Source organism: Caballeronia sp. AZ10_KS36 (genome assembly GCF_023631105.1).
In the GTDB taxonomy this organism is placed as follows: Bacteria; Pseudomonadota; Gammaproteobacteria; order Burkholderiales; family Burkholderiaceae; genus Caballeronia.
On the sequence record NZ_JALQDQ010000040.1, the window covers coordinates 91,370 to 105,176 of the forward strand.

Here is a 13,807-nt window from a genome sequence, read left to right on the forward strand (position 1 = left end):
AGGTATCGTATGGAACTGCGACATCTCCGCTACTTCGTAGCGGTAGCCGAGGAGCGCAATTTCACGCGCGCCGCACAGCGGCTCCATATCGCGCAGCCGCCATTGAGCCGGCAGATACAGCAGTTGGAAGAGACGCTCGGCGTGCAGCTATTCGAGCGAAACTCGCGGCCTCTCAAGCTGACGGAGACGGGCAAGTTCTTCTACGAGCACGCGGTGCAGTTGCTCGCCAAGACCGCCGAGCTGGAATCCATGACACGGCGCGTCGGCAATATCGAGCGCAGCATGTCGGTGGGTTTTGTCGCGTCGACGCTGTACGGGCTTCTGCCGAAAATCATTCGCCGCTTCAGGGACGAGAACCCTACCGTCGAATTGAGCCTTCAGGAAATGTCGACGACCGATCAGATCAGGGCGCTCAAGGAAGGCAATATCGACGTAGGCTTCGGCCGCATTCGTCTGGAGGACGCGAACATCCGGCGCGTGGTGCTAAGAGAAGAGAAGATGATCGTCGCGTTTCCGCTCGGTCATCCGCTCGCGCTTGCCAAGCCGGTTTCGGCGTTGCGCGACCTCGTCAACGAGACGCTCATCATTTACCCGAAGACCCCGCGCCCGAGCTATGCGGATCAGGTTCTCGCGGCGTTTCAGGACCGCGGCCTCAAGCCACGCAAGACCTACGAAGTGCGCGAGATTCAGATTGCGTTGGGGCTGGTGGCCGCTGGCGAAGGTATTTCCATCGTCCCGAGCAGCGTGTATGGCTTAAAGCGCGACGACGTCAGCTATAAAGAGCTCGACGACCCGACTCTTACTTCGCCCATCATCATGAGCATGCGAGCGATGGACGAATCGCGCGATATCAAGGAAATGCTGGCGCTGATTTATCGCCTCTACGACGAAGAGCACATCTCGCACGTCGCGCCCGCCGACAAGGCGCCATAGCGCGTCATACCTGCGCGGTATGGCACTAGACGTCGATGGTCTTGGACAGCCGGAGTTTGCGCGGGCAATACTTCAGCAACCCATCCATTTCCGTCACTCCAGGTATGAACGCCCACATTACTTCCGTCGAAGCCATTCTGGTCGACCTTCCGACCATCCGCGCGCACCAGCTTTCCATGGCGACGATGCAGCATCAAACCATGGTCATCATCCGCCTCACTGCGAGCGACGGCATAGAAGGCATCGGCGAAGCGACGACCATCGGTGGTCTGTCGTATGGCGAAGAAAGCCCCGAAGGCATCAAGCTCACTATCGATACTTACCTCGCGCCGGCGTTGATCGGGCAGGACGCGACGAACATCAACGCGGCGATGCTCAAGCTGAACAAGGTCGCGCGCGGCAACCGGTTCGCGAAGTCGGGCATCGAAACAGCGTTGCTGGATGCAGAGGGCAAGCGTCTCGGCGTTCCGGTCTCGACACTGCTCGGCGGCGCGGTGCGCACGACGCTTCCGGTTCTATGGACGCTCGCGAGCGGCGACACGAACCGCGATATCGAGGAAGCGGAGATGCTGCTCGCCGAACGCCGGCATAACGTGTTCAAGCTGAAGATCGGTCGCCGCAGCGTGCGCGACGACGTCGCGCATGTGGCGAAGATCAAGGCGGCGCTGGGCGAGCGCGCGAAGGTGACGGTCGACGTAAATCAGGCGTGGAACGAGGTCGATGCGGCCTTCGGTATTCAGGCTCTGGAGGCCGCAGGCATCGACCTTGTCGAGCAACCTACGCCGCGTGAGCAGCGGGGCGCGCTCGCGCGTCTTACCGCGCGGTTCGTGGTCCCGATCATGGCGGATGAAGCCGTCACCGGGCCGGAAGACGCGCTCGAACTCGTGCGCGGTGCGTGCGCCGATGTGTTCGCGCTGAAGATCGCGAAGTCCGGCGGCATCTTCGGCATGATGCGCACGGCGGCCGTTGCCGACGCGGCCGGCGTGTCGCTCTATGGCGGGACGATGCTCGAAGGCAGTATCGGGTCTATCGCTTCGGCGCACGGCTTCAGCGCGCTGCCGCAACTCGCGTGGGGCACGGAGTTGTTCGGTCCGCTGCTGCTGAAGGACGACATCGTGACGGCGCGTCCGCTGTATCGCGATTTCGATCTGCATCTGCCGCAAGGCACGGGACTTGGTTTGCAGATCGATGAAGACAAGCTCGCGTTCTATCGTCGCGACAAGAAGGCGTAAGGTTCGCCGCAGAACATATCGACCGGTGTCGTCGCTGCATAGCGAACTAGCGTCATCCACAGGAGCAGACATGCTTTATCTCGTCAGAATGGACGTTCACTTGCCGTACGACATGCCCGCAGCACAAGCCGACGAAATCAAGGCGCGGGAGAAAGCCTATTCGCAGGAACTGCAACGGGCTGGGAAGTGGCAGCAGTTGCATCGCGTGGTCGGAGAGTATGCGAATTACAGCGTCTTCGATGTCGACTCGCACGACGAACTTCATACCATCTTGTCCGGCTTGCCGTTGTTCCCTCATATGACCATGCAGGTGACGCCGCTTGCGCGTCATCCATCGGCGATTCGCTGATACGGCGAAACGCGAGGCGCAGTACGTCGCTTACCCGAAAAAGATTTTCTATCCCGCCCGCGCAGTTCTTCTCATTTGCTCGCACGCGTTGCATGGCCGAATATTGAGTCACCGGAAAGCAGCGCTGCATCCGATCTTTCGCAACCGAACAGAAGGACGGACATCATGAAACTTGCAAACAAGGTGGCACTCGTCACGGGCGGCACGTCGGGAATCGGTCTCGCAGCTGCGAAGCTGTTTATCGAAGAAGGGGCGAAGGTCATCGTCCTGGGCACTCACGAAAAGCGGCTTGCCGATACGCAACGCGAACTCGGCGACGCCGCCACGGTCCTGCGCGCGGACTTGCGCGATCCGTCGCAGATCGATCGTGCAGTCGCGGAAGCCATCGAAGTTCACGGTGCGCTCGATATCGTATTCGCTAACGCCGGAGCAGGCACAGCGGCGCGGTTCGCCGATGTGACGCCCGAGCAGTTCAACAACCAATTCGCGTTGAACGTGAGCGGCTTGTTCTTCACGATCCAGAAGACCGCGCCGTACCTTCGCGACGGGGGCAGCATCGTTGTGACGACCTCGTTTCTCAATACGGTCGGCACGCCCGGGCTCTCGGTGCTGTCGGCGACGAAGGCGGCCGTGCGATCACTGGTACGGTCCATCGGCGCGGAACTCGCGCCGCGCAATATCCGCGTGAATGCGGTCAGTCCCGGGCCGATCGACACGCCGTTCGCCAGCAAGCTCGGCCTTGACGAAGAAGAGTTGAAAAAGACCGGCGAGGCGCTCGCCGCTGCCGTTCCGCTCAAGCGAGCGGGCCGGGCGGACGAGATCGCGCGGGCGGTGCTCTTCCTCGCAAGCGACGACGCGTCGTACATGACCGGCGCGGAACTCGTGGCCGACGGCGGCCTCTCGCAAATCTGACGATAGGCGGCCGCCGGCGGCCTTCGCCCGCGGTACGCTATAGCGCCAAGGGCCGTGCATAGAGAACGCTACGCAAGGTACAGTCGCTTCTTCGACCCGATCGACGATCTTCATGCGAGCTCCCACCAATCTCAATGCACTGCGCGCTTTCGAGGCCGTGGCGCGTCATCTCAGCTACGCGGCGGCCGCATCCGAACTCAATGTCACGCCGGCTGCGGTCGGTCAACTGGTTCGCGGGCTCGAAGACTATCTGGACGTGGAGTTGTTTCATCGTTCGACGTCCGGCGCGTCGCGGTTGACGCTCACCGACGCGGCGCATAACGCACTCGCCGATTTGCAAGGCGGATTCGATCTTCTGTCGAGCGCCGTCGAACGACTGAAAGCCAGCAAGTCGCGCATCAGGTTCACCGTCACGGTGCCTCCGGCGTTCGCCGATAAATGGCTGCTGTGGCGCGTGGAAGGCTTTCAACGCAAGCATCCTTATTACGACCTGCGCATCGATACCAGCGGACACCTCGTCGACTTCGCCGCCGAGCGTATCGACGTGGGCATCCGATACGGCGGCGGCACGTGGCCGAACCTCGTCTCGACGTTCCTTCTACGCGACGAGTTCTTCCCTGTTTGCAGCCCGAAGCTACTCAAAGGGCGACGCGCGCTGAAGACGCCGCTCGATCTGAAGCACCACCAGTTGATCCACGACACGTCGATGCGCGGCTCCGTGGTCTTCCCGACATGGCGTTCTTGGCTCCTGCACGCAGGCATTCGCGATGCGGTGGAGACGGATCGCGGACTCCAGTTGAACGATTCCGCGATGGCCATTCAGACCGCGATATCGGGCAATGGCGTCGCGCTCGGCCGCACGACGCTGGTGGAGCGCGACCTTGCGGAAGGCCGTCTCGCGAGACCGTTCGACATCGTCCAAGGCTGCGAACTCGCGTACTACCTCGTGCACCGCAAAGAAAGCGCACAGAGCGCACCGGTCATCGCCTTCAAGGAGTGGCTGCTCGAAGAGACAGGCTCGCGGTAGCGTCGCTCGCATCGACGTGTCGATTGCAGAAGTGCGCTGAACAGCCCACGCACGCCAAGCGAAGCCAGCGCGGTCCCATGTACAAATCTTATACACACCATGCGCCCATTGCCGGGCCATGACCTGACGAGCAGACCTCCCTTTGTTGATCAACCCGCAACAGCCGGCCTGCGATACAGCGGCTGTCACGTCGCGTCTGTATCATCTGCGCTAGGCTCAAGCGCCGCACTCAGGCGCGCTGATCGACGCTCATGCACTGAAGAATGGGAGGCACTGACAGGCTCATGATTCCCCCGAACATGCCGCATTACGCGCTCGAGGCGCTCAACTTCTTCATGGCCGATGTGCAGGCCGGCATCGGTCCTTTTCTCGGCGTCTTCCTTCAGGCTCACGGCTGGCAACCGGAAGGAATCGGCACGGTCATGACGCTCGGCGGGATTGCGGCCATGCTGGCGACCTCGCCCGCCGGGGCACTCGTCGATGCGACGCATTACAAGCGCACGATCATCGTCGTCGCGGGCGTGATGACGACGCTCGCCTCGCTCGTGCTGTGGGTGTCGCACAGCTACTGGACAGTCGCCGCGTCGCAAGTCATCACGGCCGTGACAGGCGCGGCACTCGGTCCCGCCGTGGCAGGCGTGACGCTCGGCATGGTGCGCGAACGCGGCTTCGATCGCCAGTTCGGGCGCAATCAGGTTGCCAATCACGCGGGCAATGTCGTCGGAGCCGCGTTGTCGGGCTGGCTCGGCTGGCGCTTCGGCTTCGGCGCGGTGTTCGCGCTCGCCGGTGTCTTCGGGGCGATGACGGTTCTCTCCGCGATCCTGATCCCACGCGATTGCATCGATCACGACAGCGCGCGGGGACTGAGCGGCGCGTCGGCAGCAGAGCACGAGCACGCAAGCGGCTTTCGCGTGCTGCTCAGATCGCGCCCGTTGTTGCTCCTCGCCGCCGCACTCGCGATGTTCCATCTTGGCAACGCGGCCATGCTTCCGCTGTATGGGCTTGCCATCGTCGCCGCGCACAAGGGCGATCCGAGCGCGTTCACTGCAGAGACCATCGTTGTCGCGCAGCTCGTCATGGTCGCGGCGGCGTTCTTCGCCAACCGGCTCATTCAGCGCATCGGATACTGGCGCGTGCTTCTCGTGACGTTCCTGGCATTGCCGGTGCGCGGCGTGGTCGCGGCAATGTGCATCACGGCGTGGGGCGTGTGGCCCGTGCAGGCGCTCGACGGCATCGGCGCGGGACTGCAGAGCGTAGCAGTGCCGGCGTTGGTCGTGCGGCTGCTGCAGGGCACGGGGCGCGTCAACGTCGGGCAGGGCGTGGTCATGACGGTGCAGAATCTCGGCGCGGCGCTGAGTCCCGCGCTCGGCGGCGTGCTCGCGCAGCGCTTCGGTTATGCGACGGCCTTTCTCGTGCTCGGCGGCGTGTCGACGGGGTCGCTCGCACTGTGGCTTTGCTTCAGCGCATCGCTGAGGAAAGCGTGCGAACTGCGCACAGAGGCACGCAACGCCGACGACGGTGTCGCCATCGCGCGATGAACGGGTTGATGGCGGCTACCGCATACGGAGCCGCCGGTCTTGCGTGGCTCACCATGCGATTCGTTCAAGGAATGGCCTTGCGCTCGCGAAACTCGTCGAACAGACGCAGGAACATGTCGGTGCTATCGACGACATCATGAAAGCCTGCCTGCCGGATCTTCGTCGTGCTGGAGATCACGTCCCAGTCGCAGCGAAAGATGAAGTCGCCGAAGCCCCACGCGGCGACGTGCTCGTACGGAATATCGACGAGACCGTATTTCTTCACCATGCGCTCCCACAGCGGCCCCTTGTCCGCCATGTAGTCGCGCAGGCTGATGGTCTGCGGTTCGGCGAGCGGCATGTCGAGATGATCGGCGATGGCGGGCCATAGCTGGTCCCAGCGGAATACATCGCCGTTCGTGAGGTTATAGCTTTCGCCGCCGGGCGCGTCGGTCGCGGCCCACACGGACCCGCGTGCGAGCTGCGCCGCATCGGTGACTTGCGCGAGCTTGCCGTAGCACGTCGCGGTGCCGGGAAAGCGCAGCGGCAGTCCTAGCTCCTTGCTGATCGCGGCATACACGGCGATGACCATCGAAAGATTCATCGGATTGCCGAGCGCGAAGCCGCACACCACATCCGGACGAAGCACGACCGCATCCCAGGCCTTGCCCGCCGCTTCCTGGACGAGCCAGTCTTCCATGTCGTAATAAAAGTTGGGCGGCATGTGTCGCGGGTCGTCTTCGCGCGCGGGCGTCTTGAAGCGGCCGAGGTGCGCGCCGTAGTACTTCGCGCCCTCGTATAACACGACGCGCTGAAGCGCCGGCGAACTGTCGGAGACGACGCTCACCAGATTGCGCAACATGCCGAGGTTCACGTCGATGAGCGCCTGCGGCGTGGGCTTTTCCTGATACGCGGCGTGAAAGATGTGCGTAACGTCGCCGAGCCCGCCGAGCTTCGCGCGCACGTCTTCCGCATCGAGCAGATCGACTGCAATGTGCTCGCCGGGTTGCGCTTGATCGGGCGTGCGCCGTGACAGCCCGATGACGTCCCAATCCGGCAGCGACGCGAGATGATCGACGAGTTGACGTCCGATCACGCCGACGCCGCCCGCCACGAGTGCTTTATAGCGTTTCATGCCTGGCCCTGAGAGTGAAGTGCTTGGCGTTTGCGCAGCAATCGCCGCACCAAGGGCTGGCTCGGCACTTCGGCGCAGGTTACGTCAGCGCCTGATTCGCCGCCAATGCCCGCGCCCTCAAGCGGTTGATGCTTGCGAACAGCAGCACGGCGAAGACGATCAGCATCGTCGCGACCGCAAGGATGGATGGATCGATGGCGTCGCGAATCCCGCTCCACATCTGACGCGGCACTGTCTTCTGGTCCGGTCCGCCGATGAACAGGATCACGATGACCTCGTCGAACGATGTGGCGAACGCGAACACGCTTCCTGTCGCGACGGCAGGCGTGATGAGCGGCAACGTGACGCGGCGAAACGCGATCCAGGGCGTCGCGCCGAGGCCCGATGCGGCGCGCAACAAGCTCTGATCGAAGGACAACAACGACGCCGTTACCGTGATGACGACGAACGGCGTGCCAAGCGCGGCATGCGCGAGCACGACGCCGGGATACGAATTCACGAGCCCCAGCGGCGCGAAGATCAGATAGAAGCCTGCCGCGACCACGACGATGGGCACGATCATCGGCGAGATCAGGATGGGCATGATGACCGAGCGCAACGGAAACTGCGAGCGCGACAAGCCGAGCGCCGCGAGCGTGCCGAGACACGTGGCGATGAAGGTCGAGGCCGCGCCGATGCCGATGCTGTTCAACAACGCACGCTGCCAGTCGCCGCTCGTCAGCGCCTTTTCGTACCAACGGAACGAGAAGCCCTCCATCGGATAGGAAAAGTAGGACCCCGAATTAAAGGACAGCGGGATGATGGCGAGGATCGGCGCGATCAGAAAGAACAGGACAAGCGCGGTGTGCAGGCGCACCCAGCCCGCAGCGATGCGTTCCGTCAGCACCGTGTTGCGTTTGTCTTGCATGAGCTTCCTCCGGATGGGTCGAATCAACCGAAGCGCAGCCGGTCGATGCCGACGATGCGGTTGAACAGGAAATAGAACACCGCCGTGAAGATGACGAGATAGGCCGAGAGCGCGCCCGCGAGCCCCCAGTTCAGTTGTGTGTTCGTCTGAATGGCGATGAGCTGGCTGATCATCTCGTCGCCGGCGCCGCCGAGCAGCGCGGGCGTGATGTAGTAGCCGAGCGCGAGCACGAAGACGAGAAAGCATCCCGCGCCGACGCCGGGCAGCGTCTGCGGCACGTACACGCGAACAAACGCAGTGAAAGGATGCGCGCCGAGCGACTTGGCGGCCCGCATATACACGGGCGACACGCTTTTCATCACCGAGTAGATCGCGAGGATCATGTAGGGCAAGAGCACATGCGTCATGCCGATCAGCACGCCCGCGCGATTGAAAATGAGCGGCACCGGATGCGTCGCGAGTCCGAGTCCCGAGAGCACGCTGTTGATGACGCCGCCCGGTTGCAGCAGCACGTACCATGCGGTGGTGCGCACGAGCAGCGACGTCCAGAACGGCACGATCACGAAGAGCATCAGCCGGTTGCTGGTCTTCGCGGGCAGATTGGCGAGCAGCCACGCAACCGGATAGCCGAGCACGAGGCACAGCAGCGTGACCGTCGCGCTGATGGATACCGTGCGGGCGAAGGCTTCGCGATAGACCGACGCATTCGCCGGCATCGACGCGATCGTGCCTTGCGGCGTGACCTGCGCATCGACGGCGGCGAGCAGATAGTCGGGCGTCGGCGATTGAGCCGCACGCTTGAGCAACCGCCAGATTTCCGGTGAATTCCAGCGTTCGTCCATATCGATCAACGCGGGTTTCCATGCTTTGGGCGTGTCGTCATGCAGCTTGCGGGCCGTGCGCATCAACAAGCTGCGGAACTCGGGCTGCGCGAAGTTGAGACGCCGCGCGATGGTGCCGAGCTGACCGCTTTCCTGCGCTTCCTTCAATCCGGATGCGAGCAGGGCGAACGTATGTTCATCCGGCACGCCCTGACCGTCCCATGCGTTCAATGCGCGCGCGAGCGCGGGCATGCCGTCCGGCACTTCATGGTTCTGCGCGCTGCGAGCGAGCAACAGCGCAATGGGCGCGATAAAGGTAGACAACAGAAATACGATCAGCGGCAACGCGAGCAGAAGCGCCCGCATCGAGGCGCGTCGTTGCGCCTTGTTGTACGACGCGCGGCCTTCGGCGCTTGCGTGCGAGGCGGCGGTCGTCGCGTGAATCGATGCGGGCATGTTCGTCCTCGCTTGGTCCTCTCGTATGCCGTGGCCGCTTATTGCGTCAGCCAGACCTGAAAGCGCTTGTTGATGGCGTCTGCGTTGTCGGCCCAGAAGTTCGCGTTGATCTGCACGGCGCGCTTGAAGTTCGCGGGCGCGGTCGGCATGTCGGCGAGACGCTGCTTGTCGACGAGCGCGACCGCTTCCTTGCGCGGCGGCGCATAGGCGATGTACTTCGACAGATCCGCCGATGCTTTCGGCTGCGCCTGCGACACGATGAACTTCGAGGCGAGGTCGGCGTTCTTCGCGCCGGTCGGAATGGCCCACCATTCGAAGTCGTAGACCTGCGCGTCCCACACGGACTTGAACGGCTTGTGGTCCTTTCTCACCGCATCGTCGATGCGGCCGTTATAGGCTTGCACCATCACGACAGCGCCATCGGCGAGCAGCTGCGGCGCCTGCGCGCCCGACTCCCACCACACGATGTCCTTCTTGATGGTGTCGAGCTTCTTGAACGCGCGATCGACGCCCGCGGGCGTGCCGAGCACCTTGTACACATCCTTGGGATCGACGCCATCGGCGATCAGCGCCCACTCCAGCGTCACCTTCGGCGACTTGCGCAGGCCGCGCTTGCCGGGGAATTTCTGCGTGTCGAAGAAGTCGTTGACGGTGGAAGGCGCGCTCTTCAGCTTGCTCGTGTCATACGCATAGACCGTCGACCAGACCATGCTCGCGACCGCGCAGTCGCTGAGCGATCCGGGAATGAAGTCGCTGGTATTGCCGAGCGACTTCTTGTCGAACTTCTTGAGCAGCCCTTCGTCGCATCCGGTGATCGCATCGTTGGTTTCGAGGTCGATCAGGTCCCACGTCGTGTTCTTGGCCTGCTCCATCGCGGAGAGCTTGGCGAGGCCGCCGTCATACGATTCGAGCGAGAACTGCGTGCCGGTGGCCTGCGTGAACGGGTCCATCCACGCCTTCTTGGCTGCTGCTTCGAATGCGCCGCCGAACGTGACCACATGCAGCGTTTCCGCCGCCTGCGATGTCATCGTGCCGAAGGCGAGTAGTGCGAGTGCGGCGCATTGTGCTTTGAATTGAGTGCGCATGTCAGTTGGCTCCTGCGGGTGCGGTCGTGATGAGAGAAGGGGTTGGCGAGGTGGAAGAAGGGGTTGCGCTCGCGCGAGGCGGGGCGCTCATCGCGAGAATCTTGCAGTCGTCGTGACGCCACGCGACATCGATCATGTCGCCGGATGACGGCAACGCGTGACGCTGCGTATTGGGCACCTTCACGACGATCGCGTCGCGCGAGCCGAGCGTCAGGTGCACACGATGATGATCGCCGCAATACACGAGTTCGTTCACGCGGGCGCGCACGACATTGTCGTGCTCGTCGAGATGCATGCCTTCCGCGCTCGGGATATGCGCGCGCTCGGGGCGCAGCGCCAGCATGGCTTCGTCGCCGACGCGCAGGCCGGACTCGCATCGGCCGCGAATGATGCTGCCGTCCGAAAGCGCAAAGGTTGCCCATGAGTCGTCGCACGTCATGACGCGTCCCGTCAGGCCGTTGTTCTCGCCGACGAAGTTCGCGACGAACGCGTTCTGCGCGTTCTCGTAGAGCTCGCTCGGCGTGGCCACTTGCTGAATGCGTCCATCGGAGAACACGGCGACGCGGTCCGACATGGTGAGTGCCTCGGCCTGATCGTGCGTCACATAGACAATGGTCAGCGCTAACTCGCGATGCAGCCGCATGATTTCATACTGCATGGTCTCGCGAAGGCGCTTGTCGAGCGCGCCGAGCGGTTCGTCCATCAACACGACGCTCGGCTCGAACACGAGCGCGCGCGCGAGCGCCACGCGCTGCTGTTGCCCGCCCGAAAGCTGTGCCGGCCGCCTGTTGGCCAGATGCGGCAATTCCACCATCTCGAGCGCGCGCTTCACGCGTGTCTTCTGATCCGCACGGCTCACGCGCCGCACCGAGAGCGGGAACGCGACGTTCTCGGCAATCGTCAGATGCGGAAACAGCGCATAGTTCTGGAACACCATGCCGATGTCGCGCCGATGCGGCGGCTTGTCGTCGAGCCGCTTGCCATCGAGCCGGATCTCGCCCTGCGTCGGCGATTCGAAACCGGCGAGCATCATCAGCGTGGTCGTCTTGCCCGAGCCTGACGGCCCGAGCAGCGACAGGAATTCCCCCTTGCTTACGTCGAGGTTCAAGCCGTCGACGACGTAATTCGCGCCGTCATACGATTTGCTCACGCCCGAGAATGAGATGAAGGAAGAGTTCGACATCGTGATGGCGTCCTGTCGTTCTTACTGCGAGTTCAGCTTGCCCGCGAGATAGCGCGCGAAGTCATAGTTGGGCCGTTCGAGATGGCTCAGATGTCCCGGCTTCGCCAACGGTGCGTGCACGCCGCGAAACACGGCTTGCACGCCGCGCTTGTCTTCGGCGTTCACTTCGTCCAGCAGTTTCTTGAGCGTTGCCATGTGCGCGTTGGCTTCAGGATCGGCGATGAATTCCGGCGCGAGTCCGCCGCCGAAGCGGATATGCACGCGGCCGACGCCCTCCGGTTGAAGCACGAGATACCAGAAGTAGCCGGGCGTCAATGTCACGAGATGCGTCGGATAGATGGCGAGCAGCGCAGTCGTCTTGCGCCAGTGCCCCGACAAGCGCGTGTTGTCCGGATGCGCATTACCAATGGGCAACGAAGCTTCTTTCGTGATCCAGTGATAGTTGAACGCCGCATGACCCGGCGGACATTCCATCTCTTCCAACCGCGAGTGCGGACCTACCGTCGCGCGATGCAGCATCGGCAGGTGATAGCTCTCCATGAAGTTCTCGGCGAGGATCTTCCAGTTCGTGTCCCACACGTGCTCTTCATAGAACGTTTCGATGTAGTCGGTCATGCCGTACGATTCGATCAACGTGTCCAGCTCGGCGAGTTGTTTGCCGACGGGTGGCGCGTTCGCATCGAGCGTCACATAGATCCAGCCTTGCCATTCTTCGCAGCGCACGGCGGGCAGCTTATAGCTTTCCTTGCAGAAGCCTTCTTGTCGATCCATCAGCGGCGCGCCTTTCAACGCGCCATCGAGCGAATAATTCCACGCGTGATAAGGACACACGATGCGTCGCACGTTGCCGCGTCCTTCGAGCAGGATCGACATGCGATGCAGGCACACGTTGGACATTGCCTTGAGTTGCATCTCCTCGTCCCGCAAGACGACCACCGGTTGCGCGGCGATGCGCGCGGTGAGGTAGTCGCCCGGCGCTTTCAGCGCGCTCGCGCGCCCGACGCACTGCCATTCGCGCGAAAAGATGCGCTCTTCTTCGAGCGCGAGAAAGTCGGCCGAGGTGTAGACGCCGGGCGGCATCGCATGGGCGTCGCTGAACGGGCGGTCGCATCCATCGCGCAATGCGTTCATCAGCTCGTTCAGGTGGGCCATGACGATTCTCTCCTCGTGCAGTGAGCGGGAGTGCCTTTTATCTTGGCAGGCACTCGGCATGGACTCAATCTATCAAGCCAATATGCCAGTCAAAATATTGTTTTCGGATACAGGGCAAAGCTTTTTCCTATACAACGGCCATCAAGTGTCGATACGTAGTCGCCGTATGTAGTTCTCGCAGAACGAGGTGAAACGGTGCACCACCTGGCGCGGCTTCATGGTGCGGGATTGCGCGACGCCGAGCATCGTCGCGTTCACGTTGTCTTTGAAACGCTTAATGAGGAACTCTTCGCCGTCCACGGTGCGGTTCGATTTGAGCGGGAAGTTAAGCAGGCTATAGCCGAGGCCGTTTGCCACCATGCCTCGCACCACTTCCGGCTGCGACGAGCGAAATGCCGGCACCGGCCGATTGCCGACCGCATCGAAGAGCGCGGCGAAATATTCGCGGCTATGCGGCAGGTCCAGCATGACGTAAGGCTCGGGCAGCAGATCGGCCAGCGAGATCTTGCGGGCGCGCGCGAGGCGATGCGTGCGCGGCAGGATCGCATAAGGCGGCAACGACAAGAGCGGCGTGAACGCGATGTCCTCGGTGAGATCGAGGCTATAGGTCAGCGCAAGGTCGATCGAGCCGTCGTGCAGTCCCCGCAGCAGGGCGTCCTGGTGGCCTTCGACCGTGCGAAACGCGATGCCCGCGTGATCGGCCGTGAAGCGGCTGATGAGGCCCGGCATCAGCGGCGGCGCGAGCGAAACGAGGCAGCCGAGCGCGATGGAGCCGGTCATGCCGCCATCAAGTTCCTTGGCGGCCATCTGAAGTTCTTCGGCAATCTTCAGCAGATTGCGGGCTTGCCCGAGGAGATCGCGTCCGGCCTGCGTCAGCGACAAACCGCTCGCGTGATGCCGGATGAATAGCTGAACCCCGAAGGACACTTCGAGGTCCGCGAGCGCGGTGGAAATCGACGGCTGCGAGATATGCAGCTTCCTCGCCGCCGCGGTGAAAGACAGGGCCTCTGCCGCGACCACGAAATAGCGCAACTGCCGCAGCGAATAGCGTAACGGATGACTTTCCATCGCGACCATCAGACCTTCTCAGAGCCGAAC

The 13,807-nt window shown here is 62.7% G+C and carries 13 protein-coding genes; 6 read left to right on the top strand and 7 right to left on the bottom strand.

Annotation, left to right across the window (positions count from 1 at the left end):
• The first annotated feature begins 9 nt into the window (after window positions 1–9).
• The 6 genes from NCR35_RS25910 (at window position 10) to NCR35_RS25935 (ending at window position 5,991) form a co-directional block, all read left to right on the top strand.
• Window positions 10–933 (top strand): LysR family transcriptional regulator, encoded by a 924-nt coding sequence (locus NCR35_RS25910; RefSeq protein WP_250536781.1) that lies wholly within the window; start codon window positions 10–12, stop codon window positions 931–933.
• A 104-nt stretch (window positions 934–1,037) separates the two neighbouring features.
• Entirely contained in the window at window positions 1,038–2,165 is a 1,128-nt protein-coding gene (locus NCR35_RS25915; RefSeq protein WP_250536782.1) for a muconate/chloromuconate family cycloisomerase, read from the top strand.
• Window positions 2,166–2,235: 70 nt separating this feature from the next.
• Window positions 2,236–2,514: a muconolactone Delta-isomerase gene (gene catC / locus NCR35_RS25920; protein WP_250536783.1), complete on the top strand. Its 279-nt coding sequence runs from the start codon at window positions 2,236–2,238 to the stop codon at window positions 2,512–2,514.
• 165 nt (window positions 2,515–2,679) lie between these two features.
• Window positions 2,680–3,426 (top strand): SDR family oxidoreductase, encoded by a 747-nt coding sequence (locus NCR35_RS25925; RefSeq protein WP_250536784.1) that lies wholly within the window; start codon window positions 2,680–2,682, stop codon window positions 3,424–3,426.
• A gap of 112 nt (window positions 3,427–3,538) precedes the next feature.
• A complete protein-coding gene (gene gcvA / locus NCR35_RS25930) occupies window positions 3,539–4,453 on the top strand; it encodes a transcriptional regulator GcvA (protein WP_250536785.1) in 915 nt (304 codons plus the stop codon).
• 284 nt (window positions 4,454–4,737) lie between these two features.
• Window positions 4,738–5,991, top strand: a complete 1,254-nt coding sequence (locus NCR35_RS25935; RefSeq protein ID WP_250536786.1) for an MFS transporter — start codon at window positions 4,738–4,740, stop codon at window positions 5,989–5,991.
• 64 nt (window positions 5,992–6,055) lie between these two features.
• Here the strand turns inward: NCR35_RS25935 and NCR35_RS25940 are convergent, their stop codons facing one another.
• From NCR35_RS25940 to NCR35_RS25970, 7 genes are all read right to left on the bottom strand, one after another.
• Entirely contained in the window at window positions 6,056–7,105 is a 1,050-nt protein-coding gene (locus NCR35_RS25940) for an SDR family oxidoreductase (protein ID WP_250536787.1), read from the bottom strand.
• A 79-nt stretch (window positions 7,106–7,184) separates the two neighbouring features.
• Window positions 7,185–8,012, bottom strand: a complete 828-nt coding sequence (locus NCR35_RS25945; RefSeq protein WP_250536788.1) for an ABC transporter permease — start codon at window positions 8,010–8,012, stop codon at window positions 7,185–7,187.
• A gap of 23 nt (window positions 8,013–8,035) precedes the next feature.
• A complete protein-coding gene (locus NCR35_RS25950) occupies window positions 8,036–9,289 on the bottom strand; it encodes an ABC transporter permease (protein WP_250536789.1) in 1,254 nt (417 codons plus the stop codon).
• Between the two features lie 38 nt (window positions 9,290–9,327).
• The gene (locus NCR35_RS25955) at window positions 9,328–10,374 is read right to left on the bottom strand and encodes an ABC transporter substrate-binding protein (RefSeq protein WP_250536790.1); all 1,047 of its coding nucleotides are present in this window, start codon (window positions 10,372–10,374) and stop codon (window positions 9,328–9,330) included.
• Window position 10,375: 1 nt separating this feature from the next.
• A complete protein-coding gene (locus NCR35_RS25960) occupies window positions 10,376–11,557 on the bottom strand; it encodes an ABC transporter ATP-binding protein (protein ID WP_250536791.1) in 1,182 nt (393 codons plus the stop codon).
• Between the two features lie 21 nt (window positions 11,558–11,578).
• Window positions 11,579–12,709 carry an SRPBCC family protein gene (locus NCR35_RS25965; RefSeq protein ID WP_250536792.1) on the bottom strand — a complete coding sequence of 377 codons (1,131 nt, stop codon included), beginning with the start codon at window positions 12,707–12,709 and terminating at the stop codon, window positions 11,579–11,581.
• A gap of 141 nt (window positions 12,710–12,850) precedes the next feature.
• Complete coding sequence (locus NCR35_RS25970) at window positions 12,851–13,777, bottom strand: LysR family transcriptional regulator (protein WP_250536980.1); 927 nt, start codon at window positions 13,775–13,777, stop codon at window positions 12,851–12,853.
• Window positions 13,778–13,807 lie beyond the last annotated feature (30 nt).

Excerpts from the sequence above, each read along its gene's own strand:
- NCR35_RS25940 (WP_250536787.1), bottom strand. The coding sequence starts at position 7,105 with ATGAAACGCTATAAAGCACTCGTGGCGGGCGGCGTCGGCGTGATCGGA.
- NCR35_RS25945 (WP_250536788.1), bottom strand. The coding sequence starts at position 8,012 with ATGCAAGACAAACGCAACACGGTGCTGACGGAACGCATCGCTGCGGGC.
- NCR35_RS25915 (WP_250536782.1), top strand. The coding sequence starts at position 1,038 with ATGAACGCCCACATTACTTCCGTCGAAGCCATTCTGGTCGACCTTCCG.
- NCR35_RS25970 (WP_250536980.1), bottom strand. The coding sequence starts at position 13,777 with ATGGAAAGTCATCCGTTACGCTATTCGCTGCGGCAGTTGCGCTATTTC.
- NCR35_RS25955 (WP_250536790.1), bottom strand. The coding sequence starts at position 10,374 with ATGCGCACTCAATTCAAAGCACAATGCGCCGCACTCGCACTACTCGCC.
- NCR35_RS25965 (WP_250536792.1), bottom strand. The coding sequence starts at position 12,709 with ATGGCCCACCTGAACGAGCTGATGAACGCATTGCGCGATGGATGCGAC.
- gcvA (WP_250536785.1), top strand. The coding sequence starts at position 3,539 with ATGCGAGCTCCCACCAATCTCAATGCACTGCGCGCTTTCGAGGCCGTG.
- NCR35_RS25925 (WP_250536784.1), top strand. The coding sequence starts at position 2,680 with ATGAAACTTGCAAACAAGGTGGCACTCGTCACGGGCGGCACGTCGGGA.
- catC (WP_250536783.1), top strand. The coding sequence starts at position 2,236 with ATGCTTTATCTCGTCAGAATGGACGTTCACTTGCCGTACGACATGCCC.
- NCR35_RS25960 (WP_250536791.1), bottom strand. The coding sequence starts at position 11,557 with ATGTCGAACTCTTCCTTCATCTCATTCTCGGGCGTGAGCAAATCGTAT.
- NCR35_RS25950 (WP_250536789.1), bottom strand. The coding sequence starts at position 9,289 with ATGCCCGCATCGATTCACGCGACGACCGCCGCCTCGCACGCAAGCGCC.
- NCR35_RS25935 (WP_250536786.1), top strand. The coding sequence starts at position 4,738 with ATGATTCCCCCGAACATGCCGCATTACGCGCTCGAGGCGCTCAACTTC.
- NCR35_RS25910 (WP_250536781.1), top strand. The coding sequence starts at position 10 with ATGGAACTGCGACATCTCCGCTACTTCGTAGCGGTAGCCGAGGAGCGC.